The 25,648-nt window shown below is 71.5% G+C and carries 18 protein-coding genes; 10 read left to right on the top strand and 8 right to left on the bottom strand.

From position 1 onward, the window contains the following. A partial coding sequence (locus tag ACFXMV_RS14220; protein WP_378614294.1) for an IniB N-terminal domain-containing protein occupies window positions 1-2,097 on the bottom strand: 2,097 nt, incomplete at its 3' end. Window positions 2,098-2,466: 369 nt separating this feature from the next. On the opposite strand from ACFXMV_RS14220, the gene ACFXMV_RS14215 reads away from it, so the two are divergent. From ACFXMV_RS14215 to ACFXMV_RS14195, 5 genes are all read left to right on the top strand, one after another. Further along, window positions 2,467-4,320 (top strand): Hsp70 family protein, encoded by a 1,854-nt coding sequence (locus tag ACFXMV_RS14215; RefSeq protein ID WP_378498470.1) that lies wholly within the window; start codon window positions 2,467-2,469, stop codon window positions 4,318-4,320. A 59-nt stretch (window positions 4,321-4,379) separates the two neighbouring features. Continuing rightward, on the top strand, window positions 4,380-6,839 hold the full coding sequence (locus ACFXMV_RS14210; RefSeq protein WP_378612013.1) for a LuxR C-terminal-related transcriptional regulator: 2,460 nt from the start codon (window positions 4,380-4,382) through the stop codon (window positions 6,837-6,839). A gap of 107 nt (window positions 6,840-6,946) precedes the next feature. Beyond that, window positions 6,947-7,732 carry a hypothetical protein gene (locus ACFXMV_RS14205; protein WP_378498472.1) on the top strand — a complete coding sequence of 262 codons (786 nt, stop codon included), beginning with the start codon at window positions 6,947-6,949 and terminating at the stop codon, window positions 7,730-7,732. A gap of 8 nt (window positions 7,733-7,740) precedes the next feature. Then, entirely contained in the window at window positions 7,741-8,196 is a 456-nt protein-coding gene (locus tag ACFXMV_RS14200; RefSeq protein WP_378498479.1) for an RDD family protein, read from the top strand. 102 nt (window positions 8,197-8,298) lie between these two features. Continuing rightward, window positions 8,299-8,862 (top strand): NADPH-dependent FMN reductase, encoded by a 564-nt coding sequence (locus ACFXMV_RS14195; RefSeq protein WP_378498473.1) that lies wholly within the window; start codon window positions 8,299-8,301, stop codon window positions 8,860-8,862. On the opposite strand, the gene ACFXMV_RS14190 is transcribed toward ACFXMV_RS14195, so the two are convergent. From ACFXMV_RS14190 to ACFXMV_RS14180, 3 genes are read right to left on the bottom strand one after another with little or no spacing between them, the layout of a single operon-like run. Continuing rightward, window positions 8,849-9,373, bottom strand: a complete 525-nt coding sequence (locus tag ACFXMV_RS14190; protein WP_378498474.1) for a nitroreductase/quinone reductase family protein — start codon at window positions 9,371-9,373, stop codon at window positions 8,849-8,851. The two genes, ACFXMV_RS14195 and ACFXMV_RS14190, sit on opposite strands and share 14 nt — an antisense overlap. A gap of 3 nt (window positions 9,374-9,376) precedes the next feature. Next, window positions 9,377-10,183: a family 1 encapsulin nanocompartment shell protein gene (locus ACFXMV_RS14185; protein ID WP_378498475.1), complete on the bottom strand. Its 807-nt coding sequence runs from the start codon at window positions 10,181-10,183 to the stop codon at window positions 9,377-9,379. Continuing rightward, on the bottom strand, window positions 10,183-11,217 hold the full coding sequence (locus ACFXMV_RS14180) for a Dyp-type peroxidase (RefSeq protein ID WP_378498476.1): 1,035 nt from the start codon (window positions 11,215-11,217) through the stop codon (window positions 10,183-10,185). The genes ACFXMV_RS14185 and ACFXMV_RS14180 overlap by 1 nt, the downstream gene beginning before the upstream one ends. Window positions 11,218-11,387: 170 nt before the next feature. Between ACFXMV_RS14180 and ACFXMV_RS14175 the strand changes: the two genes are divergently transcribed. The 3 genes from ACFXMV_RS14175 (at window position 11,388) to ACFXMV_RS14165 (ending at window position 16,064) form a co-directional block, all read left to right on the top strand. After that, window positions 11,388-13,151 (top strand): Hsp70 family protein, encoded by a 1,764-nt coding sequence (locus ACFXMV_RS14175; protein WP_378498477.1) that lies wholly within the window; start codon window positions 11,388-11,390, stop codon window positions 13,149-13,151. A gap of 126 nt (window positions 13,152-13,277) precedes the next feature. Next, the gene (locus ACFXMV_RS14170) at window positions 13,278-14,627 is read left to right on the top strand and encodes a S1 family peptidase (protein ID WP_378500584.1); all 1,350 of its coding nucleotides are present in this window, start codon (window positions 13,278-13,280) and stop codon (window positions 14,625-14,627) included. A gap of 129 nt (window positions 14,628-14,756) precedes the next feature. Further along, window positions 14,757-16,064: a S1 family peptidase gene (locus tag ACFXMV_RS14165; protein WP_378500585.1), complete on the top strand. Its 1,308-nt coding sequence runs from the start codon at window positions 14,757-14,759 to the stop codon at window positions 16,062-16,064. Window positions 16,065-16,512: 448 nt separating this feature from the next. Here the strand turns inward: ACFXMV_RS14165 and ACFXMV_RS14160 are convergent, their stop codons facing one another. Beyond that, window positions 16,513-17,205, bottom strand: a complete 693-nt coding sequence (locus ACFXMV_RS14160; protein ID WP_378500586.1) for an ammonium transporter — start codon at window positions 17,203-17,205, stop codon at window positions 16,513-16,515. Between the two features lie 356 nt (window positions 17,206-17,561). On the opposite strand from ACFXMV_RS14160, the gene ACFXMV_RS14155 reads away from it, so the two are divergent. Next, window positions 17,562-20,798: a (Fe-S)-binding protein gene (locus tag ACFXMV_RS14155; protein WP_378503362.1), complete on the top strand. Its 3,237-nt coding sequence runs from the start codon at window positions 17,562-17,564 to the stop codon at window positions 20,796-20,798. Window positions 20,799-21,075: 277 nt separating this feature from the next. Here ACFXMV_RS14155 and ACFXMV_RS14150 read toward each other — a convergent pair whose 3' ends face one another. Further along, on the bottom strand, window positions 21,076-21,372 hold the full coding sequence (locus ACFXMV_RS14150) for a hypothetical protein (protein ID WP_378503361.1): 297 nt from the start codon (window positions 21,370-21,372) through the stop codon (window positions 21,076-21,078). Window positions 21,373-21,381: 9 nt separating this feature from the next. Here ACFXMV_RS14150 and ACFXMV_RS14145 point away from each other — a divergent pair, with 9 nt between their 5' ends. Then, entirely contained in the window at window positions 21,382-22,002 is a 621-nt protein-coding gene (locus tag ACFXMV_RS14145) for a hypothetical protein (protein WP_378503360.1), read from the top strand. 200 nt (window positions 22,003-22,202) lie between these two features. Here ACFXMV_RS14145 and ACFXMV_RS14140 read toward each other — a convergent pair whose 3' ends face one another. Together ACFXMV_RS14140 and ACFXMV_RS14135 are read right to left on the bottom strand one after the other, a co-directional pair. Next, a complete protein-coding gene (locus ACFXMV_RS14140; RefSeq protein WP_378500760.1) occupies window positions 22,203-24,152 on the bottom strand; it encodes a prolyl oligopeptidase family serine peptidase in 1,950 nt (649 codons plus the stop codon). A 57-nt stretch (window positions 24,153-24,209) separates the two neighbouring features. Then, window positions 24,210-25,604, bottom strand: a complete 1,395-nt coding sequence (locus ACFXMV_RS14135; RefSeq protein WP_378503359.1) for a carotenoid oxygenase family protein — start codon at window positions 25,602-25,604, stop codon at window positions 24,210-24,212. Window positions 25,605-25,648: the final 44 nt, after the last annotated feature.

Genomic DNA, 25,648 nt, shown 5'->3' with positions numbered 1-25,648 from the left:
CAGGCCGCCACCCAGCTCAGCACCCGCATTCGCCGCGCCGTCCAGCGCACCGGTCAGGCTGCCGCCGAGGCCTGCGCCCGCTCCGAACAGTCCGCCGAGTCCGCCTGCCAGCCCGCTGGTCAGGCCGCCGCCGAGGCCCGCGACCGCGTCCAGGCCGCCGCCGAGGCCCGCCGCCGCGTCGAGTCCGGCGTCGACGCCCGCGTCGAGGTCGGCGCCGCCGCCAAGACCGAGCTCACCACCGAGTCCGAGCCCGCCGCCCGCACCGAGGAGTCCGTCGAGCGTGCCGCCCAGGTCCAGGCCGCCACCGAGGGCTCCGTCGAGGGCTCCGCCCAGGTCCAGTCCACCGTCGAGCGCTCCGCCCGCGCCGAGCGCGCCCTCGAGGGCGGTACCCAGTCCGCCTGCGAGGCCGCCGTCGAGATCGAGCGCGCTACCGAGCACCGTGCCGAGCGCGCCGCCGAGGTCCACCTCACCGGTGCCACCAACGCCGCCGCCCAGCGCCGCTTCCAGTTCGCCGCCGAGGTCACCGCCCGCGCCGAGGGCCGCGCCGAGCACGCCGCCCAGCGAAGCACCCAGATCCGTGCCGATCTCGCCGCCCGCGCCGAGCACACCCTCGAGGGCGGTGCTCAGCGATCCGCCGAGTCCACCCTCCGCGCCCAGATCGAGGCCGCCCGCGGCACCGAGCGCCGCGTCCAGTGCCGAGCCGAGGCCAGCCGTGAGACCGCCGTCCACCCCGAGCGCGCCACCGAGCGCACCTGCCAGCGTCGCGCCGAGGTCCCCGCCGATCTCCCCGCCCGCACCGAGCACGCCGCCAAGGCCCGCTCCCGCGTCGACCAGGGCGCCGAGCGCGCCGCCCAGCGCGCCACCGAGGTCGGCCGCGACGTCACCGCCCGCGCCGAGTGCGCCGCCAAGCGCCGCGCTCAACGTCGCACCGAGGTCGCCGCCCAGATCCAGTCCGCCGCCGAGGCCACCGCCCGCACCGAGCACGCCGTCGAGCGCACCGGTCAGGCCCGACGTCAGACCGCCACCGAGACCGAGCACACCGTCGAGATCCAGGCCACCGCCCGCACCGAGCACGCCGTCGAGCGCACCGGTCAGGCCCGACGTCAGACCGCCACCGAGACCGAGCACACCGTCGAGGTCCAGACCACCGCCCGCACCGAGCGCCGCGTCGAGCGCACCGGTCAGGCCGGAGGTCAGTTCGCCGCCGAGGCCGAGCGCGCCGCCCAGGGTGCCGCCCAACGCGGCGCCGAGGTCGAGTCCGCCTTCGAGTGCGCTGGTCAGCGTGCCGCCGAGGCCGCCGCCCGCACCGAACGCGGCACCGAGCACCCCGCCGAGCGCGACGCCCAGGTCTGCGCCGAGGTCGCCGCCGACCCCGAGGGCCCCGCCCAGCACCGCGCCGAGATCGAGCGCCCCTCCGAGGTCGAGGTCGGTCACCCCGCTCAGCGCCCCGTTCAGTGCGCCGCCGAGCTCGCCGACCAGGTCGCCGCCCACCCCGAGGGCCCCGCCAAGCGCTCCGCTCAACGCACCTCCGAGATCCAACGCACCACCGAGATCCAGCGCGCCGCCGAGACCGAGGACGGTGTTCACGTCGATGGCGCCACCCAGGCCGAGCGAGGCCTCCAGCGCCGCACCGATCGCCGCGCCCAGGTCGGCGCCGATCTGGCCGCCGATCTGAAGGGCCGCACCCAACGCCGCGCTCAGGGCCGCGCTCAGGTCCGCGCCGAGATCGAGGTCCCCGCCCAGGCCGAGCCCGCCACCGAGGCCAAGACCCGCACCGGCGCCTGCCGCGAGGCCGCCTCCCAGACCGAGGCCACCGCCAAGGCCGAGACCGCCACCGAGCCCGAGGCCGCCACCGATGGCGCCGCCCACCGCCGAGTCGAGCCCCGCGTTCACGATGCTCGTCAGCTCGCCTGCGCCGCCCGCGAACAATCCCGACTCGGCGACCAGTGGGGCCACCGCGGAGATGTCCGACGCGGAGCACACGCCGCCCAGGCCGGCAGCGGCCAACGCCGCCTCCGGGTTCTGGCAATACAGCGCCCTCGCCTCGTCATCGCGCAGGAGGCTGAGGATGAAGTCGAGAAGAGCGTTGGTGGTCATTTCGATCTCCTACAGGTCTGGTCGAACGGATCGCGAAGACGACGCGAAACGATTGCTCTCAACGCTAGATACGCGGACACCCCGCTCCAACGGGGCGAACTCCCCTGCCTCGCAGGAAGGGTGGGGGGAGCGATCGATAGGGGATCACCCCCCAATAGGGGATACCTCCCCCATCTGCGCGTTTGCCCGTGGATCGGTAACGAACCACGCGCGTGACCCGACACAGTGGGTATCAGCGGGGGCCATCTACGGCCGCCACCCCGGACGCAAACCCGGGAAATCGTCACCCGCCTCGGGCACCGGCCACGAGGAGAATTGTCAGCCAGCTCGGCGGCGGAAGCCTCGGGGCGAGCACGGGAGAACACTTCGATGACTGTTGGACTCGGACTCACCGTTGGCGCCGTGAACTCGGTGGCGGTCACCGCCCTCGACCACGCCGCGGACCCTCAGGGCCCGTCGATCACGGCGAGTTCGACGCTGGAGCTGGGCGGGGACTTCCCCGCCGTTCTCGGCGTGCCCCACCGTAGCGAGGGAGAGGTTCCACGTGGAACTGTCGTCTCCGGCTTCGCCACCCGCGTCGGCGACCCGGTCGCGCTCGTCGCCGACGACGGCTCCACCCACACCGGGGAGGATCTCGTCGCCACCGCGATGCAGTGCCTGATCGAGGCGTCGTCCCCCGGCCTCGACGAATCGCCTGCCGTGGCGGCGGCGTACCCGGCCGTCTGGCCCAGCCATACCGTCGACGCGCTGCGCTCCTCGCTCGACCGAGCCGGCCTCACCGACGTCACGCTCGTCCCCGAGCCCGAGGCGGCAGTCGCGTGGTTGCAGCGCAACCAGTCCCGCGACGGCGGCGTCGCCCCGGACGACCTCGTCCTCGTCTACGACCTGGGCGGCACGACCCTCGACGTCACGCTGGTCCGAGGGGGCGACACTCCCGCGATCATCGGGAAGCCAATGCGGTCCGAGGACTTCGGCGGGGCCGAGTTCGATCACCTGACGCTGCGCTACGTGCTCGACGGCGTCGCGGGCGAGGTCGGCGACCTCGACCCCTTCGATCCCGACACGATGAACGCCCTCGCCCAGCTGCGGGCGCGCTGCTGCGCGGCGAAGGAGGCGCTGTCCTCGGACACCGAGACGGTCATCGGCATCGACCTGCCCGGGGTGCACAGCGACGTCCGGCTGGTGCGCGCCGAGCTGGAGGACCTGATCCGGGAACCGCTGGCGGACTCACTCGAACTGGTGCGGGAGACCCTGCGCAACGCGGGCGTTGACCTGTCCGACGTCGGCCAGGTCCTGCTCATCGGCGGCAGCTCGGCGATGCCGCTGGTCACCGAGCTGCTCTCCGCCGAGCTGCGACTGCCCGTCACCGCGGACGCCCATCCCGAGCGAACCGCTGCCCAGGGCGCGGCGATCATCGCCGCCGCGACGGGGGCCCACACCATGCCGCTCGCGCTGATCCCCGGCGCCGCAGCGGCCGCGACCACCGTCGTGGAGGTCGAACCGGTGCTGCCCGCGTCCCCGGTCACGGGCCCGCGTCCGGGCATCCGGCCCGCCTCGCGGGGCTCGTCGCTCTCGACCCCCAAGAAGGCTGCGATCGTCACCGCCGCGGCCGCGGCGATCGCGTTGCTGGCCGCGGGCGGCCTCTCGCTCGGCACCGGCTCGGTGACACCGTCCAGCGCGGACACCAGCAAGGCAGGCACCAGCAGCAGCCGCGGCGTCACCACCACGGTCGCGCCGGACGGGACCGTCCTGCCGGTCGTGGACGGGGTGGTGGTCCCGACCACCGAAGGCTCCGAGCCGGTCCGCCTGGACCCGACCGGCGCCCCGATCCGGTCCGGCGCAGGCTCCGTCGCGCGGCAGGTCTCCGCCAATTCGACCGGAGCACCGGCGCCAGCCGCGGCCCCCGGCTCCCCCGCCGCAGCACCGGCTCCCGCACCCGCACCGGCCCCGGCGGCGCCCGCCCCGGCCCCGGCACCCGCCCCGGCACCCGGCGGCGGCTACACACCCCCGCCGCCGCCCCCGCCGTCGCAGGATGTTGGCGGCGGCCAGATCGGCAACGACTTCGTCGATGGCGTCGGCGGGGCGGCCACCGGTGTCGGCAACGGCCTCGGCGGCGTCGCCAACGGCGTCGGCAACGGCGTCGGCGGGGTGCTGGGCGGCGTCGGCGGGGTGATCGGCGGCGTCGGCGAGGGCGTCGGCGGACTGCTCGGCGTCGGACAGTAGGAACCGTGACCGTGCTGACCTCCGAACCCGCCGCCACCGCGGCGTCCGCGCTCGCCGGGATGCCCGGCGCGCAGGCGCTCGTCGCCGCGGCCCGAACGGGTAACCCGCACATGCTGATCCGCGGCTCGGCCGGAAGCGGCAAGTCGGCCCTCCTCGCCGCGGTCCGAGACGACCTGCGGACACACGGAATCGACGTCGCCTGCGCGGTGCCGGGCGCGGACATCGAACCCGGCTGCGCGCTGGTGATCGACGACGCCCACCGCCTGCCCGACGCCGCGGTGGAGGCGCTCGCCCTGGCCGCGCGGCGCCCGGACATCGCCGTGATCGTCGCGACCGAACCGCGGCCGAACGGGCGGGCCCTGCGCTCGCTCGGCGATGCGCTCGGAGGCTCGCTGGTCCTCGACCCGCTGTCGCCGCGGGACATCGCCGTTCGCGCGGAATCCACGCTGGGCGTGCGGCTTCCGATCGGCCTGGCCGCCGCGATCCTGCGAATCACCGGGGGCGGCGTGCAGTGCGTCGACGCGGCGCTCGGCGCCCTGACGCATCTCGATCCGAACGAACCCCGCACGCAGTCCGCCGTGGAACGGGCCCTCGGCGCCGCGGCGGGCGCGCACCTGCGCGCCCGGCTCGGGGAACTCGACGCGGACCTGTTGTGCACCCTCGCCATCGCCGCGATCGGCGCCGGGCTCGACGCCGCCGAACTCGCCCGGGTGTTGTCGGTCGAACCGGTCGCGGCCCAGGACCTGATCGACCGCGCCCGCGGCACCGGCCTGGTCTCGCACACGCTCCTGCGCGCCGCGCGCGAACCGCTCGCGACCGTGCTCGGCCCGCAGCGGGTGGCCCGGCTGCAGTCCGACTCGCTGCGCGCGAAGCTGACGGTAGGCGCGCTCGACCTCCCGGCCGCCCGCGCCTACGGCGAGGCGGGCGTGACCAACCCGGAACTCGCCGAGTTCCTGTGCGGCGCTGCCGAACACGCCGCGCCTCGGCTGGCGGCGACCCTGTACACGGAGGCCGTCCGCGCGGGCGCCGATCGAGACGCCCTGGCCCTGCGCTGGTCCGAGGCGGCGGCGCTGAGCGGGGACTTCGACACCGCGGTCGGGCTCACCGACGGACTGCTCGAGCGGGCCACGACCCTGACCGATACCGAACTCGCGGCCGCCGTGCGGATCGCGGCGAGCGTCGCGGCGCAGCAGGGCATGCTCGGCCGCAGCGCCGACCTGTACGAGTGGCTCGGCCCGGCCCGCGTCGGCTCCGACGCGCCCGTCGCGGCCACCGTGTTGCTGGCGGCGGGCAGGCCCGAGCAGGCCGACGCGATGGCGGATCTGCAGGCGGGCGCACCGCCGACGTCGACGACCGCGGGCGCGACGTTGCTCGCGCAGGGATTGCGGCAGTCGATCGACGGCCAGGTCGCGATCGCCGTCAACTCGCTGACCCGTGGACTGTCGCTGTCCACCAACGGTTCCCGTGCCCGGCTGCTGCCCGACAGCGGGGCCGCCATCACCGCGCTGGCGGGCATCGCGTGCGGTGAGCTCGCGGGCGCGCAGGCGATCCTGCACCGGGCCCTGGACACCGAGCCGCCCGAGAGCATCACCCGGCAACGGCACGAGCTGCTGCTGACCTGGATCGCGATGGTCCGCGGCGACCTGGATTCCGCTGCGGCCGGGATTGATTCGGTTCCCGCAGATGCGGAGCTGACGCCCCGCGACGCGCTGTTCGCCGCCGCGCTGCGGGTCGGACTTGCCCGCCGGGTCGGGGACATCGGCGCCCTCACGCAATCGTGGGAGCGGGCACACGGCGTCATCGCGGAGCACTCGGCCGACCTGTTCAGCCTGCTGCCCCTCGGCGAGCTGTGGCTGGGCGCGGCCCGGCTTCGCGACACCGACCGGCTCACCCACCTGATCGAGCAGGCCAGGGACCTGCTCGCCCGGCTCGGCGAGCCGACGCTGTGGGGCTCGCCCCTGCACTGGTACGGCGTGCAGGCCGCGATCCTGGCCGAGAGCCCCGCCGAACTGCTGCCGCACGCGAACGCCCTCGGCGTCGCTGCCGAGACCAGCCCCTACGCGGCCGGCCTCGCGACCGCGGGTCGCGCCTGGCTGCGGGTGCTGCAGGGCGAGATCGATGCCGCGGTGGTGGAACAGTCCGCGCGCACCCTGGACCGCATCGGACTGCCATGGGACGGCGCCCGCCTCGCCAGCGAGGCCGCGCTGCGCGCGTCGGACACCAGGACCGCCACCACGCTCCTGCAGGTGGCGCGCTCCCTCCGACCGGCCGCGGCGTCGACGCCCGGCTCCGTCGGGGGGACCGAACGCGAACTCAGCGCCGGCCTGACCGACCGCGAGGCCGAGGTGGCGAACCTGTTGGTGATGGGCCTGACCTACCGGGACATCGGTGCGCGACTGTTCATCTCGGCGAAGACCGTCGAGCACCACGTCGCCCGGATCCGCCGTCGCCTGGACGCCGCCTCCCGGGCGGACATGCTGTCGATGCTGCGCGCGATGGGACACGGCACGGAGAGTTGAGCGCCGAGTCGGTGTGCGAGCCCGGCACAACCCGCATGCGCCCTCCCCGGCGACACTTATGATCACGACCTGACCGCTTTGCGTCAGACACCGATCAGGGAGGGCCCATGTCTCCGGACGATCGAGTCGCACCCGCGTCGAACCGGCCACTGACGAGCTTGCCCGGCGCCGACGTGATGTTCCTGACGATCGGCGCCGCGGTCACGGCCGCCGAGGCGGTCGGCGCGACGGCCCGGTTCGCCCTCGACACGCTCCGCCGGGTTCCCGGTCTGGCCCATCGCCTCGACGCCACCGCCGACGCGCTCCGGGCCAGGGGCGAGGAGGTAGCGCGGGCGGCCGCCCCCACCGTCCGGGACCTGCTGCGCGTCGTGATCCGGGAGGTCGTCGCGGTCGCGCTGCTCGAGGTCGACCTCACCCGTCTCGTGCGTGAGAACGTCGATGTGAATGGAATCGCCGATTCCCTCGACCTGAATCGGATCGCCACCACCATCGACGTCGACCGGATCGCCGCCCGGCTCGACGTGGACGCCGTGATCGGCCGGCTCGATCTGGACGGCATCGTCGACACCGTCGACCTGAGCAGACAGATCTCGCGGGTGGACCTCGACGAGGTCGCCCGCCGGATCGACATCGACGCCATCGTCGCCCGTCTTGACCTGGTCGGCCTCGCCAACGAGATCATCGAGGGCGTCGACCTGCCGGACATCATCCGGGAGTCGACGGGTTCGCTGTCGTCCGAGGCCGTTCGCGGGGTCCGGAGCCAGGGCATGCAGGCCGACGACGCGGTAGCTGGATTCGTGGGCAGGCTGTTCGGCCGCGGCGCCGACCCCGATCAGCCCGGCGACGGCCGGCCAGGAGACGGCGACGATCGGCCCGGGGGCAGGGCGCCGTGACCCACGGGATCGAGGGACCTCCGCACCGCCCGGCCGGGATCGTCACCCGCGCGATCGCCGCCCTGATCGACCTCGGGGTGGTGCTCGCGCTCATGGGCCTGACCTACCTGGGTCTCGCCCTGATGCGACTGCTGTTCTCCCCGCAGGCCTTCGAGTTCCCCGAGCCTGCCGTGCTGCTCTCCGCGACCGCCACCCTCAGCGTGTCGATCGTGTATCTGACCGCCTGCTGGGCGACCACCGGACGCACCGCCGGCTCGCTGGCGATGGGGCTGCGGGTCGTCACCTCCAAGGGCCGCCTGCTCCGGTGGCCGCGTGCCGCGATCCGGGCCGTGCTCTGCGTCCTGTTCGCGTTCGGCCTCGGGTGGGCGGCCGTCGACCGCAGGCGCCGGTCGCTGCAGGACATCGTGCTGCGGACCCGCGTCGTCTACGACTGGCGGCAGGACTCGGACGACGTCGTCGGCTGAGCCAGACCCCTGTCGCGCCGCCGGACCTGCCGCTAGATTGGGCCGGGTAACTCAGGCCAAGTCCGGGGTTTCCGGACGTCCGTCGTGGGAAGGACCAGTCCGGTGGCATACAAGGTCGGCGTATTCGTAGGCAGCCTCTCCGAGAAGTCCATCAACCGCAGGCTCGCCAAGGCGCTGATGCGCCTGTCCACAGACACGAACAAGCTGGAGTTGCGGGAGATCCCGATCCGCGACCTTCCCCTCTACAACCACGATCTCGACGCCGACTATCCGCCGGAGGGCCTCGCCCTCAAGGAGGCGATCGCGGCCGTCGACGCGCTGATGTTCGTCACCCCGGAGTACAACCGCTCGATCCCAGGCGCCCTCAAGAACGCGATCGACTGGGGGTCCCGGCCCTGGGGTCAGAACTCGTTCGCGCACAAGCCCTCCGCGGTGATCGGCACCTCGCCGGGATCGATCGGCACCGCCGTCGGCCAGCAGCACCTGCGTAGCATCCTCTCGTTCGTCAACTCCCCCGAACTGGCGCAGCCGGAGGCCTACATCCAGTTCCACGACGGGCTCATCACCGAGGACGGCGAGGTGACCAATCAGGACACCGCCGAGTTCCTGCGGAACTGGTTGCGGGCCTTCGAGGAGTTCGTCTGCAAGGTGGTCAGCGTCCAGTAGGTGCGCCTGCGGGTTCGAGCACCATCACCGGGATCCGGCGGTCGGTGGCGCGCTGCTCGTACGACGCGCGGCTGGGGTAGACCTCCAGGTCCAGGCGCCACAGCCGCTCACGCTCCTCGCCGTCCGCTTCGTAGGCCACCACCGGCCGGGGCGTGCCGCCCGCAACGGCGATCGTCGCCTCGGGGTGCTTGCGCAGGTTGAAGTACCAGGCGGGATTGGCGTGCTGCCCGTAGTTCGAGGCGATCACCACGATCCGGTCGCCGTCCGGCATCCCCACCAAAGGCACGGTGCGGCTCGCGCCGCTCTTCGCGCCCGTGGTGGTGAGCATGACCAGCGGCAGGCCGGTGACGAGGGTTGTGAACGTGTTGCGGCCCTTGGTGAGCCGGTACACGGGCCCGTCGATGTGGTGGAGCGTGCGTGCGAAGAACCACGCCATCGGCTTGGTCCCTGCCACGTCGCGCATCACCCTGAACAGCGGGTTGGCGTCCCGGTACTTCGGTGAATGCGCCATCTCTCAGCGCCCCAGCACGACGGCGGCCTCCGCCGTCAACGACGAAAAGGTCAGCGACTCCTCGAGATACAGCGTCACCGAGTCGGCGGTGTGACTGTCGTACCCGATCGAGAGGTCGGCGCCGAGCGTCAGCTGGTTGTCGCCGCCGCGGGTGGACAGCACGTAGCCGCCCGTCACCGCGGGGGCCCAGATGATATCGCCGTCGACGAGGTCCTTGAGGTGGTGGAACACCGGATGGCCCTCGTCCCTGGTCTCGCTGACCGCGGTGTAGGTGTCGGCGTCGAGCACCACCGAGTACGGACCCTCCACGCCTGCCAGCCGCAGCGCCGACAGCGCGGACGCGACGGCGTCGGGCACCAGCAGCGGATCCTCCGGCAGCGGCAGCGTCGGGTTGCTGCTCGAGGGTCCGAGGCCCTCGATGCCCGCCTCCGCGAAGCCGGCGAACACGGTCCGGTCCTCGGCGAACGCGATCGCCTTGGCCGCGTCCTTGACCGGCTGCCAGTCCGAGTCCAGCGACCCGCGGGCCACGTCGTCGATCTCCGCGCGACTGAGCGTGAACGGGAACCGCAGCTCGACCAGCGGATGCACCTCACGGATCTGCGCCCGAATCCTGGTGTCCGACGCGGCGATCGAGCGAACCCGGCCGAGATTGTGCGCGGAGTAGGAGTAGCCGATCGGTCCGGCGACATCGACCACCCGGCGACCGGCGACGTGACGTTTGAAGGTGCGCGCGGCCTCTTCGCCGATCTGCTCCCACGCGGCCTCGGTCACCGGCGCCAGGTTCCGGTGCAGGTTGCTCGAGTCAGTCATCACGACACTCCTTTGAGATCACCGATTTTCAGGGACAAGTCGAGCGGTGCGACCTCCTCCGGCTCCGCTTCCGCCTCTTCCACGATGGTGTCGGCCAGCGCCTCCAGCAGATCCTGACTCGGCACGAAGAACAGGGTGCCGGTGACCGCCTCGGAGAAGTCCAGGATCCGGTCGTGGTTGCCGGGCGGATCACCGACGAACATGTGCGTCAGCATCAGCTCCGTGACGGCGGGGTCCTTCGCGTAGCCGATGAAGTAGGTGCCGAACTCGGCGGCGCCGAGCGAGCCGAACGGCATGTTGTCGCGCAGGATCTCGTGCTCGGTCCCGTCGTCGTCGACGATGGTGTTGAGCGCGACGTGCGAATTGCTCGGCAGGGCCGCGTCATCGAGCTCGACGTTCTCGAGCTTCGTCCGACCGATCACCCGCTCCTGTTCCTCGGTGCTCAGCGCGTTCCAGGCGGCCATGTCGTGCAGGTACTTCTGGACGATCACGTAGCTGCCTCCCGCGAACGTCGGCTCTTCCGCGCCGATGAGCACCGCCGCGCCCGCGCCAGGTCCGGTCGGGTTCTCGGTGCCGTCGACGAAACCAAGGAGGTCGCGGGCATCGAAATATCGGAAGCCGTGTACCTCGTCCGCCACCGTCGCCGCGTCGCCGAGGGCCGCGACGATCTGGCGCCCCAGCTCGAAACACAGGTCTGCGCGCGATGCCTTGATGTGGAAGAGCACGTCCCCCGGAGTGGCCGGGGCGCTGTGCACGTCGCCGCGCAGCGGGATGAACGGATGCAGCCTGGACGGTGTGGCGCTCGGCCCCACCCGATCCCAGAACTCCGAACCGAAACCCACCACGCAGGACAGGGACCCGGCGAGCTCACGGAACCCCACCGCCCGGACCAGCGACCCGACATCCGAGGCGACGTCGCGCAGGGTGACCGCGTCCTCGAGCGCGGGACCGGCGGTCATCACCAGGAAAAGGGCCGTCGCACTGAGCGGCTCGAGAACTGGCTGTGGCACGGGTGCAGGTGCGGGATCGGTCATTGTTCTCCCAGTACCTCGCGCAGGGCCTAGGGTTACCACCCCGCTAGCGGCGACGCTCTCGGGTCGAGCCTAGGCGACTCGATAGGCTGTCGCCCGGGGATCGCGCAGCGATCCGGTGCCAGCGACGCCCGGGACTCGGCAGGCGCGGCAGTGATCAGATGGGGGAAGACATGGCCGCGGGACTTGGGCTGGGGGTCGGCAACACCAATGCCGTTGCCGTCCTGCACACCGGCGGGAGCCCGCGCCTCGACGCCGAACCGGCCATCGCTCGCCTCTGCACGCTGCAGTTGACGGTCGCGGGCGAGGCGGTGCTCGGCTCTCCCCTCGATGCCCCCGACGTCATCTCCGGGTTCGCCGTGCACGCGGGCGATCCGGCCGGACTCGAAATCGGCGACGGCTCCGCCTACCTGGCCGAGGACCTGGTCGCCACCGCGATGCACAGCCTCGTGCACGAGGCGGCCGAGACGTTCCCCGGCCTGTCCGAGCAGCCCGAGATCGTCGCCACGCACCCGCCGCGCTGGTCCGACGCGACCGTGCAGTCGATGCGCGGAGCCCTCGAACATGTCGGACTGGCCGCGGTGACGCTGGTCCCGGAGCCGGTGGCCGCGGTGGCCTGGCTCGAGTCCGCGCACGGGCCGCTGGGCGACGCCGTCGTCGCCGTCTTCGACCTCGGCGGCGCCGGGCTCGACGTGTCACTGGTCCGAACCGGCGCGGACGCCGGGCTGCTACGGCCGTCGACGTTCACCACCCGCTTCGGCGGCGACACCTTCGACCAGGCGGTCGTCGAGCACGTCCTGGGGGTGGTCGCGGTCGGGCTGGGGCCGATCGACCCGAGCGATCCGGTCACCAGGGTCGAGTTGTCGGTGCTGCGACACCGGTGCGCCGAGGCGAGGGAGGCGCTGTCCACGGCGACCGAGGCGCGGGTGACGGTCGAGCTGGCGGGGACGTCCGCCACCGTCACGCTGACGCGGACCGAGCTCGAGGAGCTGCTGGAGTCGTCGGTGGCCGGAGCGCTCGACCTCGTCGAGCAGACCATCAGCGCCCACGACCTCGCGCCGTCGGACGTGCGCACGGTGCTGCTGACCGGCGGCTGCTGCGCGATGCCACTGGTGTCGCGGCTGGCCGCGTCGACCCTCGGGCTGCCGACCGTGCTCGGGCCCCGACCGGGACTCACCGGCGCACACGGCGCGGCGATCACCGCCGCGGGCGGCGCATCGATAACCGCCACGGGCGGCGCGACGATCGACTCTGCGGGCGGCGCGACGATCATCTCTGCGGGCGCCGCCACGGTGGCCACCGGCGCTGCCGACATCGACGGTGACGCCGACACCGTGACCATGCCGGCCGTCCACAGGGTCGGCCCGCCTGCTGCGTTCACCGAGGCGGGGCCCGGCCGTCCGGTGCTGCCCGTCCTGACGGACGCGGACCCGCTCGCGCCGGTCCCGGCCGCGACGCCGACGCCCGCGCCGCCCCGCGGCCGGTTCGAACGCACCACCGTGATCACGGCGGCGGCCGGGCTGGTCCTGGCGGTCGCGCTGGTCGGACTGGTGGTGAGCCTGCGCTCCACCGACGCCCCCGCGACCGCGGTCCCCGTCATCGACCCGTCCACCACGGCCAGGGTCACCACCTCGCCGCGGCCGACCACCACGACCACCAAGGCGCCCACGCCCACGACGACCCGAACCACCACCACCCGGACCACCACCACCGCGCCGACCACCACCGTCGTTCCGACGACCGAGGACCCGCCGCCGGTCACCACGGTGCCCGTCGTGGAGCCGAGTCCGTCTCCCCAGCCGACCACGACCACCCCCGCCGCGACCACCACCGCGGACCCGACCACGACGACGACAACAGCGACGCCGACCACCACCGCGACGACGCCGACGGCGACCCCCAAGGCGACCCCGAAGGCCCCCGCAGCCGTCGCCTAGCGCGCTCCGCGCACCGTGCGCGTGTTTCACCCCAACCGGGGTAAAACACGCGCACGAGCGCCGAAGGCGCCCGTCCCCTATGGTGGAGCGCTGACACACCCCCCGCGCACTCGACGAAAGGTCTTCATGCGTCTCCGGCTGGCGTTCCGCGCCGCAATCCTCGCCTCGGCCACCCTGATCCCCCTCTCCGCCATCGCCGAGGCCGAACCGCATGAACCCCAGTCGAATTCGACCGCCGACGTCGCGCAGCAGCTGCCCGCAGAACTCGTCGAGGCGATCGCCCGCGACCTGAAGCTGAGCCCGCAGCAGTACCTCGACCGCGCCGAGGCCGCACAGCGGCTGGCCGGGTACGCCCAGACCCTGCGCGAGGGCAGCCCCGCCACCTACGCCGGTTCCTGGATGGGCGCCGACGGCGTCCCCGTCGTCGCGGTCACCACCACCGCCGAGGCGCAGCGAGTCGCCAGCGACGGCTACGCCACCCGGATCGCCGCGGTGTCCGCGAACGACCTCGAGGGCTCGCTGGCTCAGCTCAACCGGTGGATCCTCGGCTTGCCGAAGGACGTCTCCTCACAGATCAACTCCACCTCCATCGACGTGCTGGAGAACAGGATCGTCATCGATGTGGTGAACAGCCCCATCGGCAGGGCCCTGAACCTGCCGACGCTGCTGGCCGGGCTCAAGGTCGTGCTGAGCCCCGGCGGCCAGCCTGCGGTCGACCCGCACGCGCAGGGCGGCGACACCTACGTCACCACCCCGCGCCCGATCACCGGCGACATCGACCCGGCCGAGATCGGCGTCTGCTCGTTCGGCTTCAACGCCGTCGACGCCGCGGGCACCCCCTACAACCTCAGCGCCGGCCACTGCGATCCCGCGCAGGAGTACGCGAACGTGCCTGCGGGCGCCCCCGTCTACCTGCCCGACTTCGCCGACGTCACCCGCAGCAAGCAGATCGGCGCCTTCCGGCACTCCGCGATGGGCGAGGCCGCGGGCGGCCTCGACTACTCGGTGATCAAGCTGAACGACGCGGGCACCGCCGCCGGGCTGGACAAGCCGACCGTCCGCGGCGCCAACGGCACCACCGTCACCGTGACGGGCACCGCGCGTCCGGTCATCGGCGCGCCGATCTGCAAGTCCGGTCAGACCTCCACGTTCACCTGCGGCCTGATCCTCGCCGACAGTGTCGACGCCCCGCTGCACATGGCGGACGGCAGCACCCGCCTGGTCCGCGGGTTCGCCGGCTCCACCTGCACCCTTGGCGGGGACAGCGGCGGCGCCATCCTCACCGGCACCATGGCCCTCGGCATCACCAGCGGATCCAACTCGGGCGGCGCCCCGAACTGCATGGAGGCCAACCTCGTGCTGGCGACCGAGGGCGGCACCGCCAGCATCGGCATCCCGATCGAGAAGATCGTGGACCACGCGAACGCCTCCCTCGGCCTCGACCTGCGGGTCCGGACTGCCGACGCGCCCCGCTGATACCTCAGCGGTGCCAATTCATCCGACGGTTTTCCGGTAGGCAACGGCGCGCCCAACCCATATAGTCGCTAGAACCGACTCGGCCGATGGCCTGGTCGTGCCCGCATGCCCTCAATCCGAAAGGTCCCCATGCGTAGCGTTCGCGCCCGCCGTGCCGCGATGATCGGCTCTGCGGCCCTCCTTCTGATCGCGCCCGGCGCGGCACTCGCACACGCGGAGCCCGCCACCCCGGCGCCCGCGGCCGCGCTGCCCGCCGACCTGATCTCCGCGATCCAGCGCGATCTCGGACTCAGCCCGGATCAGTACCTGGACAAGGCCGAGGCCGGGCAGAAGCTCGTCGCGTTCGCCAACACGATGCGTGGGAAGTTCCCGGAGTCCTTCGCGGGCGCCTGGCTGGACCCGGCCGGCTCGCCACTGATCGGCCTCGCGGACGGGCCAGGCCGCGAGGAGGCAGCCGCGGCCGTCGAATCGGCCGGCTACCGCGTCAAGGACCTGCCGCGCAGCGAGCGCGCCCTGCGCGACCAGCTCGGCCACTTGAACAACTGGATCGAGAAGCTGCCCGCTCCGCTGTCGGGCCTCATCGGCGGCGCCGCGATCGACACCGTGAACAACGACGTCGTGCTGCGCGTCCAGAACACCGCGGAGGGCCAGGGGCTGGCGCTGCCCGACTTCCTGGAGTCCGCGCGCGTCGTGCTCGCGCCTGCGCTCGGCTCGTCCGCGCCGCCGGCCGTCGAGAGCCCCGTGCGCGCCGATGCCCGCCTGGGCGGCGACTCCTACGCAGCCGAGAAGGCCGTCAAGCCCAACGGCGCCTTCCGCTGCTCGCTCGGCTTCAACGGCACCGACGGCTCCGGCCGCGCGGTGAACATCTCCGCCGGACACTGCGACCCGAACCGCGCAGAGGCGGGCACCGGCGCCGCGTCCGTCGCATTCGAGATGCGCGGCAACAACTTCGGCAACCGCTTCGGCACGTTCGCCAAGTCGACCGTCGAGGGCCTCGACTACTCGGTGATCCGCATCGACGACGCCGCCGCGCAGCGGTTCGAGAACAACTTCGTCCGCGCCCCCGGCGCCGCGCCGGTGCCGATCACCGGAACCGCCGACCCCGTCGTCGGGGCGCCGGTCTGCAAGTCCGGCCTCACCACCGGCTTCAGCTGCGGCACCATCAACTCCGTCAACCAGATCGTGGACGTCGGCACCCGCACCCTGAAGAACGGCTTCACCGCGAATATCTGTGCGCTGCAGGGCGACAGCGGCGGCGCCATCGTGACCGGCACCAGGGCGCTCGGCATCTCGAGCGCCTCCAACGTCGGCGACCTGATGTTCTGCGAGGTGGCCTCCGTGGTCACCACGCTGGTCGGCGACAGCCCCCAGCTGTACGCGACGCCGATCAACGATGTCCTCGCCGCCAACCCCGGCCTGAAGGTCCGCACGAACTAGCGGATAGTTCACACGCCTCACGAAAAGGGGCCTCGGACGCGCACTTTCGCGCTCCGGGGCCCCTTTTGGCGTTCCGGGGTAACGTCCCACGGAACGACCGGTTGACGGTAGAATGCCGTTGTTCCTGGGGCGGGAGGATTAGCGCCAGCGATACACCTGACTGGGGGGCCCAGTCAGAACGAGGCCGGACGTGTGCGCCGGTGGACAGAAGGAAGTTTCATGGAGGAATTGCTCCCCATCGCGTTCGGCTTGGTCGGCAACATCATCACAATCGCCACGAACGCCGGCGGCGCCGGCCTGTCCTAGCGCGCAGAGCCGGTGCGGGCCTTCGGTCGGCACCGGCGCCGCTAGTGACGGTCCGGCTGGCTGCACGTCGAATGGGCCAACGCAGAACTGCGGCCCGTCACCTCCATGGAGGTGACGGGCCGCAGTCGCGTTTCTGGGTGTACTACTTCTGCAGGTGCTCGGCGTACATGCTGGTGCCCGGCTCGGCGAGCAGGGTCTGGCCCAGGCCGATGCCCGCGGCGATCAGGGTCGGGCCGCCGACAGCGATGGTGCCAACAATACCGCCGACGGTAGCGCCGAGCGGCACGGAGACCAGGCCGACGGGGCCGCCGAGGAAGCCCAGCCCGCCCGCGACCGCGCCGATGATGGTTCCGACCAGCGCGCCGGAGGCGGTGGCCAGCGCGAGCTGCGCGTTGAAGGTCTCCTGCGCGGCCTGATTCTCCGTCGTCGAGGCGATGTCCTTGATCGCGATGTTGCCGACGGTGCGGTCGCCGCGATCCTCGGGGGTGACCGACTTGGCCTTGCCCAGGTCGAAGATCGGGGTCAGGGTGACGGTCTTGCCGTCCTCGCTGACCTTCTGCTCCATCGGGAACTTCAGGCTGTTCAGCTGGAACGCCAGCGGCAGGCTCACGACGGCCTTACCGGCGTTGTCCTGCAGCTCGATGTTCTTGCCGTCGCCGGAGACCTTGAAGGCGCCCGCGTCGATGGTGGTGACGACCGACGCGCCCTCGACCTTGGAGCTCCAGTCGATGGACTCGGGCGCCGGTGCGGCGGGTGCCGCGTACGAGGTGCCCGCTCCGACACCCAGCGCCGCAATCGCCATCAGCGACGTCGCAGCAAACTTCTTCAGCCTCATCTATTGAACCCCTCCGGAAAACCAAGATTGCACATTGGTTACGACACAGTCCCGCGAACCCTAATCTGTGATTCGTCTGAGAACAAGGTGCAGCATTTGCTCCCCAACCCGTTCGGTCGGCTCACTTCTTCGCAGGTCATCCGGCGAAGTTAGGTTGACCTGCACTGAGCCCCTCGAGGGGGCACAAATTACGGTGAGCGTGAGAACACCTGTGTCTCGCGTCGACCCCCGGCCGGCGCGGCCATGGACTCGACGTTGGCTCACTATGCTACCGGCGGGTAACTTAACTGTGACAAGCCCGGAGGCTCCGCCCGAGAAGTCGGTGGCGTTGCCGTCGTAGAAGGAAAGGCCGTGACATGAACGCCCTGACGATCACGTTGGGCACGATCGGCGTACTGCTCAGCCTCGTGTGCTGGGCCTCATTCTTGAGTGGGGCCTGGACCATGGGCAAGACGGTGACGCTCGGTCAACCAGCCCCGGACCGCTGGCGCCCGTTCTTCCCCCGCTTCAAGCAGATGATCGTCGAGTTCATCGCGCACACCCGGATGCAGAAGTTCCGCACCGTGGGCTGGGCGCACTGGCTCGTGATGATCGGCTTCCTCGCGGGCGCGCAGTTCTGGTTCATGGCCTACGGTCAGACTTTCGATCCCACCTGGTCCTGGCCGCTGATCGGTGACACCTGGTGGTTCCACCTCGGTGACGAGATTCTCGGCGTCGGCACCGTCGTCGGCATCGTGACGCTGATGGTCATCCGCCAGCTGAATCACCCGCGGATACCCGAGCGCCTCTCCCGATTCGGCGGATCGAAGTTCGGCGCCGCCTACTTCGTCGAATGGGTCGTGCTCACCGAGGGCATCGGCATGGTGCTGGTGAAGGCGGGCGTGCTGTCGCTGCAGGGCCACTCCAGCTGGACCGACCCGGTCACCGGGCAGATCGCAAAGGTGATCCCGCCCAACGTCGCGCTGATCTCGATCTTCGCCTTCGTCAAGCTGATGTCCGGCATGGTCTGGCTGTTCGTCGTCGGCCGCAACATCACCTGGGGCGTCGCCTGGCACCGCTTCTCGGCGTTCCCGAACATCTACTTCAAGCGCGAGGACGACGGCGACGTCGCGCTCGGCGCGGTCAAGCCCATGATGTCCAAGGGCAAGGCCCTGACCATGGACAACGTCGACCCGGACACCGACACCCTCGGCGCCGGCCAGATCGAGGACTTCTCCTGGAAGGGCTGGCTCGACTTCACCACCTGCACCGAGTGTGGTCGCTGCCAGTCGCAGTGCCCCGCCTGGAACACCGGCAAGCCGCTGTCGCCGAAGCTGCTGATCATGTCGCTGCGCGACCACGGTTACGCCAAGGCGCCGTACCTGCTCGCGGGCGGCAAGAAAGACATGGGCGGCGACGAGATCGGGCTGGTCGACGCCGACGGCAAGGTCGACGAGGCCGCGCTGGCGAAGATCCCGGCGGCGGCGCTCACCGAAGCCGGCCGCAAGCTGGTCGGCGAGACCGTCGAGGGTGAGCTCGCCCCGGTCATCGACCTCGAGACCCTGTGGTCCTGCACCAACTGCGGTGCCTGCGTCGAGCAGTGCCCGGTGGACATCGAGCACGTCGACCACATCATCGACATGCGCCGCTACCAGGTGCTCATCGAGTCGGAGTTCCCGTCCGAGCTGGCCGGCCTGTTCAAGAACCTCGAGAACAAGGGCAACCCCTGGGGCCAGAACTCCAAGGACCGCCTCAACTGGATCAACGAGATGGACTTCGAGATCCCGGTCTACGGCCAGTCCACCCCGAATGGGGACGTCATAGACACCTTCGAGGACTACGAGTACCTCTTCTGGGTCGGCTGCGCAGGCGCCTACGAGGACCGCGCCAAGAAGACCACCAAGGCCGTCGCCGAGCTGCTCGCCACCGCGGGCGTGAAGTTCATGGTCCTGGGCGCCGACGAGACCTGCACCGGCGACTCCGCTCGCCGCGCGGGCAACGAGTTCCTGTTCCAGCAGCTCGCGATGCAGAACATCGAGACGCTGAACTCGGTGTTCGACGGCGTCGAGCAGTCCAAGCGCAAGATCGTCGTCACCTGTGCGCACTGCTTCAACGCGCTCGGCAACGAGTACCCGGAGGTCGGCGGCGACTACGAGGTCGTCCACCACACCCAGCTGCTCAACCGTCTGGTGCGCCAGAAGAAGCTGATCCCGGTCGCCTCGGTCTCCGAGGACGTCACGTACCACGACCCGTGCTTCCTTGGCCGTCACAACAAGGTGTACGACGCGCCCCGTGAGCTGATGGAGGCGTCCGGCGCCAAGCTCAAGGAAATGCCGCGGCACGGCGAGCGGTCCATGTGCTGTGGCGCCGGCGGCGCGCGCATGTGGATGGAAGAGAACATCGGCAAGCGCATCAACGTCGACCGCGTCGACGAGGCGCTCTCGACGGAGCCCAAAAAGATCGCGACCGGCTGCCCGTTCTGCCGCGTCATGCTCACCGACGGCGTCACCGCACGCCAGGAGCAGGGCCAGGGTGTCGGCGTCGAGGTCGTGGACGTCGCGCAGCTGATGCTCGGGTCCATCACCCGGCTCGAGCCGGCGGAGTTGACCGCGAACATCAAGGTCGAGCCCCGGGCGAAGGTCGCGGCTCCGGTTGCCGAGGCCGCACCGGCCGCACCAGTCGCCGAGGCAGCTCCGGTCGCCGAGGCCGCTGCGGCTCCGGCTGCCGCGAAGCCTGCGGTCAAGGGTCTGGGCATGAAGGGTCTGGCCAAGGCTCCCGGCGCGAAGGCACCGGGGGCGAAGGCTCCGGGCGCGAAGCCCGCTGCGGCTGCTCCGGCGGCCGAGGCCGCTCCGGCCGCCGAGACCGCCGCGGCTCCGGCCGCCGCTCCGAAGGGTCTCGGCCTCAAGGGCGGCGCGAAGGCACCGGGCAAGGGTCTGGGCATGAAGGGTGGGGCCAAGGCTCCGGGCGCGAAGGCTGCCCCGGCCGCCGCAGCTCCCGCCGCCGAGACTCCGGCCGCCGCCGAAGCTCCTGCCGCCGAGGCCGCCGCTCCCGCCGCCAAGCCGAAGGGGCTGGGCCTCGCGTCCGGCGCCAAGGCACCCGGCAAGGGCCTGCAGATGAAGGGCGGGGCCAAGGCGCCCGGCGCCAAGGCCGCTCCCGCCGCCGCACCGGCTGCACCGGCACCTGCCGCCGAGGCTCCGGCTGCCGAGGCTCCGGTCGAGGCTGCACCGGCTCCGGCCTCTGCCCCGGTCGCCCCGCCGCAGCCGAAGGCGGGCGGGCTCGGGTTCAAGGCAGGCGCCAAGGCACCGGGTGCACGCAAGGCCGCCCCGGCGGCTGCCGCACCCGCGGCTCCGGCTCCGGCTCCGGCTCCGGCTGCCGAGGCTCCGGTCGAGGCTGCACCCTCGGAGGCCGCACCCGCCGCCGAGAGTGCAACTGCCGCTCCTGCCGAGGCCGCACCCTCGACCGAGAGTGCACCTGCCGCCGAGGCCGCACCCTCCGCCGAGGCCGCACCCTCCGCCGAGAGTGCACCTGCCGCCGAGGCAGCGCCGCTGCCCCAGCCGAAGGCAGGCGGGCTCGGGTTCAAGGCAGGCGCCAAGGCTCCCGGCCGCAAGAAGTAGCGCACGCACCGAAGCGCCCCTCGTCGATCACGGCGAGGGGCGCTTCTGTTTGCGTCACACACCCTTTGACGGGATCACACGGGCGTTGGGCGCCCAATACCCGTGTGATCCCGTCAAAGGGTGTGTGCCCTCGCGGTTCGGGTATCGCGAATTGGTTGTGCACAGGCCGAAAGTTGTCCACAGGCCGCCGGATTACCCAGTTGCCCGCGGTCGTCTCGGCCCTGCTGCGGTGCACGATGACTCCATGGGCGATCACATCATTCGACGGCGCGAGGCGCTACAGCGCGGTGCCACCGACCATGAACTCCAACGGCAATGCCGGACCGGCACCTGGAAGCGATTGCGCCCGGGCACCTTTGCGGTCAGCGTGGAACACAACGCGCTCGATGCCATCGCCCAGCACCGTCTGGTCGCCGAGGCGGCCCTGCGAGCCGCAGCGCCGGATTCCGTACTCAGCCACCAGTCGGCGGCGGCCGTCCACGGATTCGAAATGTGGAACGTCCCGCTGCGCGTGGTGCACCTGACGCGGAACCGTAAGACCGGCGGCCGCCGAACGCAGCACCGACACGTTCATTCAGCAGTGATGGCCGAGCACGAGATCATCGAGGTCGACGGACTACGGGTGACGACGCCTGCCCGGACCATGCTCGACCTGAGTCGGTCGCTGAACTTCGAGGAAGCGCTGGCGACCGGCGATCACGCAGTGCGCGCCGGGCTGGTCACGACAGCCGATCTCGACGCCGCAGCCGCAGCGATGCCTGAACACTCCGGCAGGCGGCGGGCTCGCCGGGTCTTCCGGTTTCTCGACGGGCGAGCTGAGAGCGTGGGCGAATCTCGAAGCCGCGCACTCTTCATCCGCAAGCAACTGCCCGTGCCGGAACCACAAGCGAATCTCTTCTCCGCCACCGGGGATCACCTCGGTCGGGTGGACTTCCTGCTCGAGGCGCTGGGCGTCGTCGGTGAGTTCGACGGTCGCATCAAGTACGGCCGACTGGTGCCTGAGGGGCAGGTCCCCGCCGACGTGCTGTGGGCCGAGAAGCTACGCGAGGACGCCATCCGTTCCGCGGGCTGGCAGGTGGTCCGGTGGATCTGGGACGAGCTGGCGACGCCGCATGTGATCGTCGGCCGCATCCAGGACGCCGTCGAACGGGCCCGGCTCTGCCCACCGCCGCAGGGATGGGTGGATCACACCCCGCGCCCCTAGCGGCCGGCACCGCACCGCACCGCACCGCACCGCACCGCACCGCACCGCACCGCACCGCACCGCACCGCGAGATCACACAACGCTTGACGGCATCACACACCGTTTCGGCGCCCAAGTCGTGTGTGATCCCGTCAAGGGGTGTGTGCCCTCGGCCGACGGCGCAGCCCAATACGGTGACCTCAGGGCAGCGCTGCCAACCCCTACGGCCGCCAGAGCTCGAGCCGCGGGATGCCGGGCGTCTCGAAGCCGAGTACCTGGCCGTAGAACGACAGCTCCGCCTCGCGTGCACTGACGATCGTCTCGACCTTCCGAAACCCGTGCGCCTCACCCTCGTACGCCAGATATGCGTGCGGTATCCCCTTGCGCACCATCGCGTCCCGGAAGCGCTCCGCCTGCGACGGCGGCACGATCGGATCGGTCAGACCCTGCAGCAGCAGCACCGGACAGGCGAGCCCGTCGACGTTGTTCACCGGCGCCCGACGCTCGTAGAGGTCCGCGCACTCCGGCAACGGACCGACCAGACCGTCGATGTACCGGGACTCGAAGTCGTGCGTCTCCTGCACGAACAGCTCGAGCTCTGCGACACCGTAGTACGAAGCACCGCATGCGAACACGTCGGACGACGTCAGCGCCGCCAGCACCGTCCAGCCTCCGGCCGAGCCGCCCTCGATCGCGAGCCGACGCGGGTCCGCCAGCCCGACGTCGGCCAGCCCGCGGACGGCGGCGATGGTGTCCTCGACGTCGACGATCCCCCACTGCCCGCGCAGCCGGTTCCGGTATTCGCGGCCGTATCCGGTCGACCCGCCGTAGTTCACGTCGACCACGCCGATTCCGCGGCTCGTGAAATAGGCGTAGACCATGCTCAGCGCTGGCGCGACGTGTGCGGTCGGGCCGCCGTGCACGAACGCGACGTACGGCGGCAGTTCCCCGTCCACCCCCTCGTAGTTCGGATTACGCGGCGCGTAGGCGTACGCGTGCACCTCCCTGCCCTGCGGCCCGGATACTGTGATCGGTTGCGCGGTGGGCAGATACGCGGTGGCGGGCAGCCCGTCGACGCCAAGCCGGACATCGGCGACCGCGCCCGAGGCGAGGTCCAGCAAGCGCAGTCCGGCCGGTGTCAGCGCGCCGCCGCTGCGCAGCAGCACCCGATCGCCGCGCAGGTCCGTGATGCCGAGCGAGGTGAGGTCACCGAGGTCGAGGTCCGCGACCGTGCCGTCGGCGGGGTCGACCAGCGCCAGGGTGTCGGTGCCCACCGTGCGGGTGGTGAGCAGCCGACCGTCCGCCATCTGGGTGTACCAGCGGACGCCGAGATGCCAGAGCGGACCGCCGAAGTCCGCGTCCAGCGGGCACACCGGCTGCGGCGGCTGCGCCCCGATGTCCACGCGGTACAGGTTCCACCATCCGCTGCGGTCGCTGATCGCGTACAGGGAGCCGTCGTCGAACCACTCCGGCTGCAGCACCGACTCCTCTGGCCCGCCGAGCAGGGTTCGGGCCGGGCCGCATGCGCCGCTCTCGTCCAGCTCCGCGACCCGCAATTCAGTTCCGTCCCACGGCATCTGCGGGTGGTCCCAGGCTATCCAGGCAAGGCGCCTGCCGTCGGGCGAGAGCCGCGGATAGGCCATGAAGTCCGAGCCCGACACCACCGTCCGCAGGCGTCCGGGGTCACCGCCGCCGGACCCGTCGAGTGGGATCGCGCAGATGCTGCGGAGGACCTCGCCGTCCGCGGTGTGCGTCTCGCGCACGCACCACACCTCGTCGCCGACGACGCTCAGCTCGCCGTACCGCAGCCCCGCCCTGACCGCGGGCGGCGGCGTGAGCGGGATCGGGTGCCCGCCCGGCCGGAGCGCGTACACCCGCTGGTCGCTGAACTCGGCGAATACCAGCCTGCCGTCGTGGGTGACGGTCCACGCGCCGCCGCCGTACTCGTGTACCCGGGTGCGGGCGTTCCACGGTGGCGGCAGCACATCCTCCGGCTCCCCACGTCGGCCCGAGCGCCGGATCGAGGTCCGTCCACCCTCGCTGGGGCGCAACTCGGACCACCAGATCTCGTCGCCGACAAAGCGGCCGGAGTCGACCGGGTGCCCGCTCGAGGCGAGGTCGACGGCGGTGATCGGTGAGAGCCAGGATCCGTAGGGCGCGCGCTGTGGCATGCGGTCCAACCTAGGCCGGACCGCCGACAACGCGTCCTCGGCACGCGGGCTGCCGCGTCACGCAGGCAACCACGTCCCGTGCAGTCCGGCTGGCACCCGGATCGGCAGCCGCACCTTGCCGATCGGGCCCGATCCGGGGTCCTCGGCGGGCAGCACGCAGAACCAGGACGACATGTCGGCGCGGTCGGTGCCGATCATCCCCCAGTAGTCGTGTTCGGCGCCGGGCATGAAGATCGGTTCGCCCACCGCGATGCCGCCCGGATCCCAGTGCGCCTCGGACCCCGACGGATCGAAGAACCACAGCGAATCCATCGCGCCCTCGCGGCCGGCGAGCTTGCCGATGGTGGCGACGGTGCCGTGGCCCCTGGTGAGGCTGCGGTCGTCGATGCGGGGAAATTCGACGTCCCTGTCCGACACAACCGTTCGCGCGACCGCGCCGGTCTCCGGGTCGATCACCGCCCGCATCAGCGTGCCGACGGACGGATGATCGACGGCCGCGAACCCGCCCGGATACGACCACTGCGCGTAGTCGACGGTCACCCGCCCGTCCGGCAGGTCGAACCCGTTCGCGAAATGCCACACCCAGAATGCCTCGCAGCTCGCCCACCGGACCCGACCGCCGTCGCGCGGGATCAGCGCCACCCGGGTTCCGTCGTCCGGCCGCCAGTCGAGGACGGATCCGCCGGTCAGCAGGGCCGCCATGTCGAACACCAACGGACACAGCACCAGCACGATGTAGCGCTCGGTGAGCACCATGTCGTGGACCATCAGCGCCTTGTCCACGCCCTCGACCGGGACCGGCGGCCGGGCGAGCGTCCCGTCGGCCGCGACCACCGACCAGGTCAGGTACGGCGGGTCGAGCAGGTAGTTGAACAGGACCAGCTCGCCGGTCGCCGGGTCGATCTTGGGGTGCGCGGTGCTGCCGACGGCCATCGCGCCGTCGCAACTCTCCCGCCCGAGCGTGCGCAGATCCGCGGGATCGAGCAGAAACGGCTGGGTGGTCTCCGCCATCGCCATCAGCCGGCCGCCGTGCCGCACCACGTTGATGTCGGGCAGCTCGCGCGGAGTCCCGGCCAGCTCGGGCCCGACCTCGGCCTCGCTCGGTGTGTACAGGTCGGTGACGCCTGCCCAGATGACGTGTCCGGCCTCCTCCTCCGCCACCACCATCGGCGTCCGGACGAACCGGTTGGTGTAGCGAGCGGCGCCGTCTTCCAGCTCGATCCGGTGCACCATGCCGTCGCCGTCGAGCGGGTAGACGTAGCTGCCGATCGGGTCGAACCGCGGGTTGGGGCCGTTGCGCAGGTACGCGCCGTGCAGGTCGGACGGCAGCTCGCCGACCACCTCGAGACCCCGGACGTCCACCTCCTCGCGCTGCGGCTCGAAGATTCCGGTCAGGTGGGTGTGGTGCGTGACGTCGACGGGCGCGGGCCGCGGAAAGCTCAGTGGGTTCATGGGAAGGCCACTTCCGTGTGGAGTTCGTACCGCCTCCCAGGGTC

Source organism: Rhodococcus sp. NPDC059179 (assembly GCF_042754885.1).
In the GTDB taxonomy this organism is placed as follows: domain Bacteria; phylum Actinomycetota; class Actinomycetes; order Mycobacteriales; family Mycobacteriaceae; genus Rhodococcus_G.
This window is presented reverse-complemented; position numbering and strand designations above follow the sequence as displayed.

Bases quoted from the DNA above. Each gene is read 5' to 3' on its own strand.
- ACFXMV_RS14215 (WP_378498470.1), top strand. From the start codon at position 2,467: ATGACTGTTGGACTCGGACTCACCGTTGGCGCCGTGAACTCGGTGGCG.
- ACFXMV_RS14210 (WP_378612013.1), top strand. From the start codon at position 4,380: ATGCCCGGCGCGCAGGCGCTCGTCGCCGCGGCCCGAACGGGTAACCCG.
- ACFXMV_RS14205 (WP_378498472.1), top strand. From the start codon at position 6,947: ATGTCTCCGGACGATCGAGTCGCACCCGCGTCGAACCGGCCACTGACG.
- ACFXMV_RS14190 (WP_378498474.1), bottom strand. From the start codon at position 9,373: ATGGCGCATTCACCGAAGTACCGGGACGCCAACCCGCTGTTCAGGGTG.
- ACFXMV_RS14185 (WP_378498475.1), bottom strand. From the start codon at position 10,183: ATGACTGACTCGAGCAACCTGCACCGGAACCTGGCGCCGGTGACCGAG.
- ACFXMV_RS14180 (WP_378498476.1), bottom strand. From the start codon at position 11,217: ATGACCGATCCCGCACCTGCACCCGTGCCACAGCCAGTTCTCGAGCCG.
- ACFXMV_RS14175 (WP_378498477.1), top strand. From the start codon at position 11,388: ATGGCCGCGGGACTTGGGCTGGGGGTCGGCAACACCAATGCCGTTGCC.
- ACFXMV_RS14170 (WP_378500584.1), top strand. From the start codon at position 13,278: ATGCGTCTCCGGCTGGCGTTCCGCGCCGCAATCCTCGCCTCGGCCACC.
- ACFXMV_RS14165 (WP_378500585.1), top strand. From the start codon at position 14,757: ATGCGTAGCGTTCGCGCCCGCCGTGCCGCGATGATCGGCTCTGCGGCC.
- ACFXMV_RS14160 (WP_378500586.1), bottom strand. From the start codon at position 17,205: ATGAGGCTGAAGAAGTTTGCTGCGACGTCGCTGATGGCGATTGCGGCG.
- ACFXMV_RS14155 (WP_378503362.1), top strand. From the start codon at position 17,562: ATGAACGCCCTGACGATCACGTTGGGCACGATCGGCGTACTGCTCAGC.
- ACFXMV_RS14150 (WP_378503361.1), bottom strand. From the start codon at position 21,372: ATGAACGTGTCGGTGCTGCGTTCGGCGGCCGCCGGTCTTACGGTTCCG.
- ACFXMV_RS14145 (WP_378503360.1), top strand. From the start codon at position 21,382: ATGGCCGAGCACGAGATCATCGAGGTCGACGGACTACGGGTGACGACG.
- ACFXMV_RS14140 (WP_378500760.1), bottom strand. From the start codon at position 24,152: ATGCCACAGCGCGCGCCCTACGGATCCTGGCTCTCACCGATCACCGCC.
- ACFXMV_RS14135 (WP_378503359.1), bottom strand. From the start codon at position 25,604: ATGAACCCACTGAGCTTTCCGCGGCCCGCGCCCGTCGACGTCACGCAC.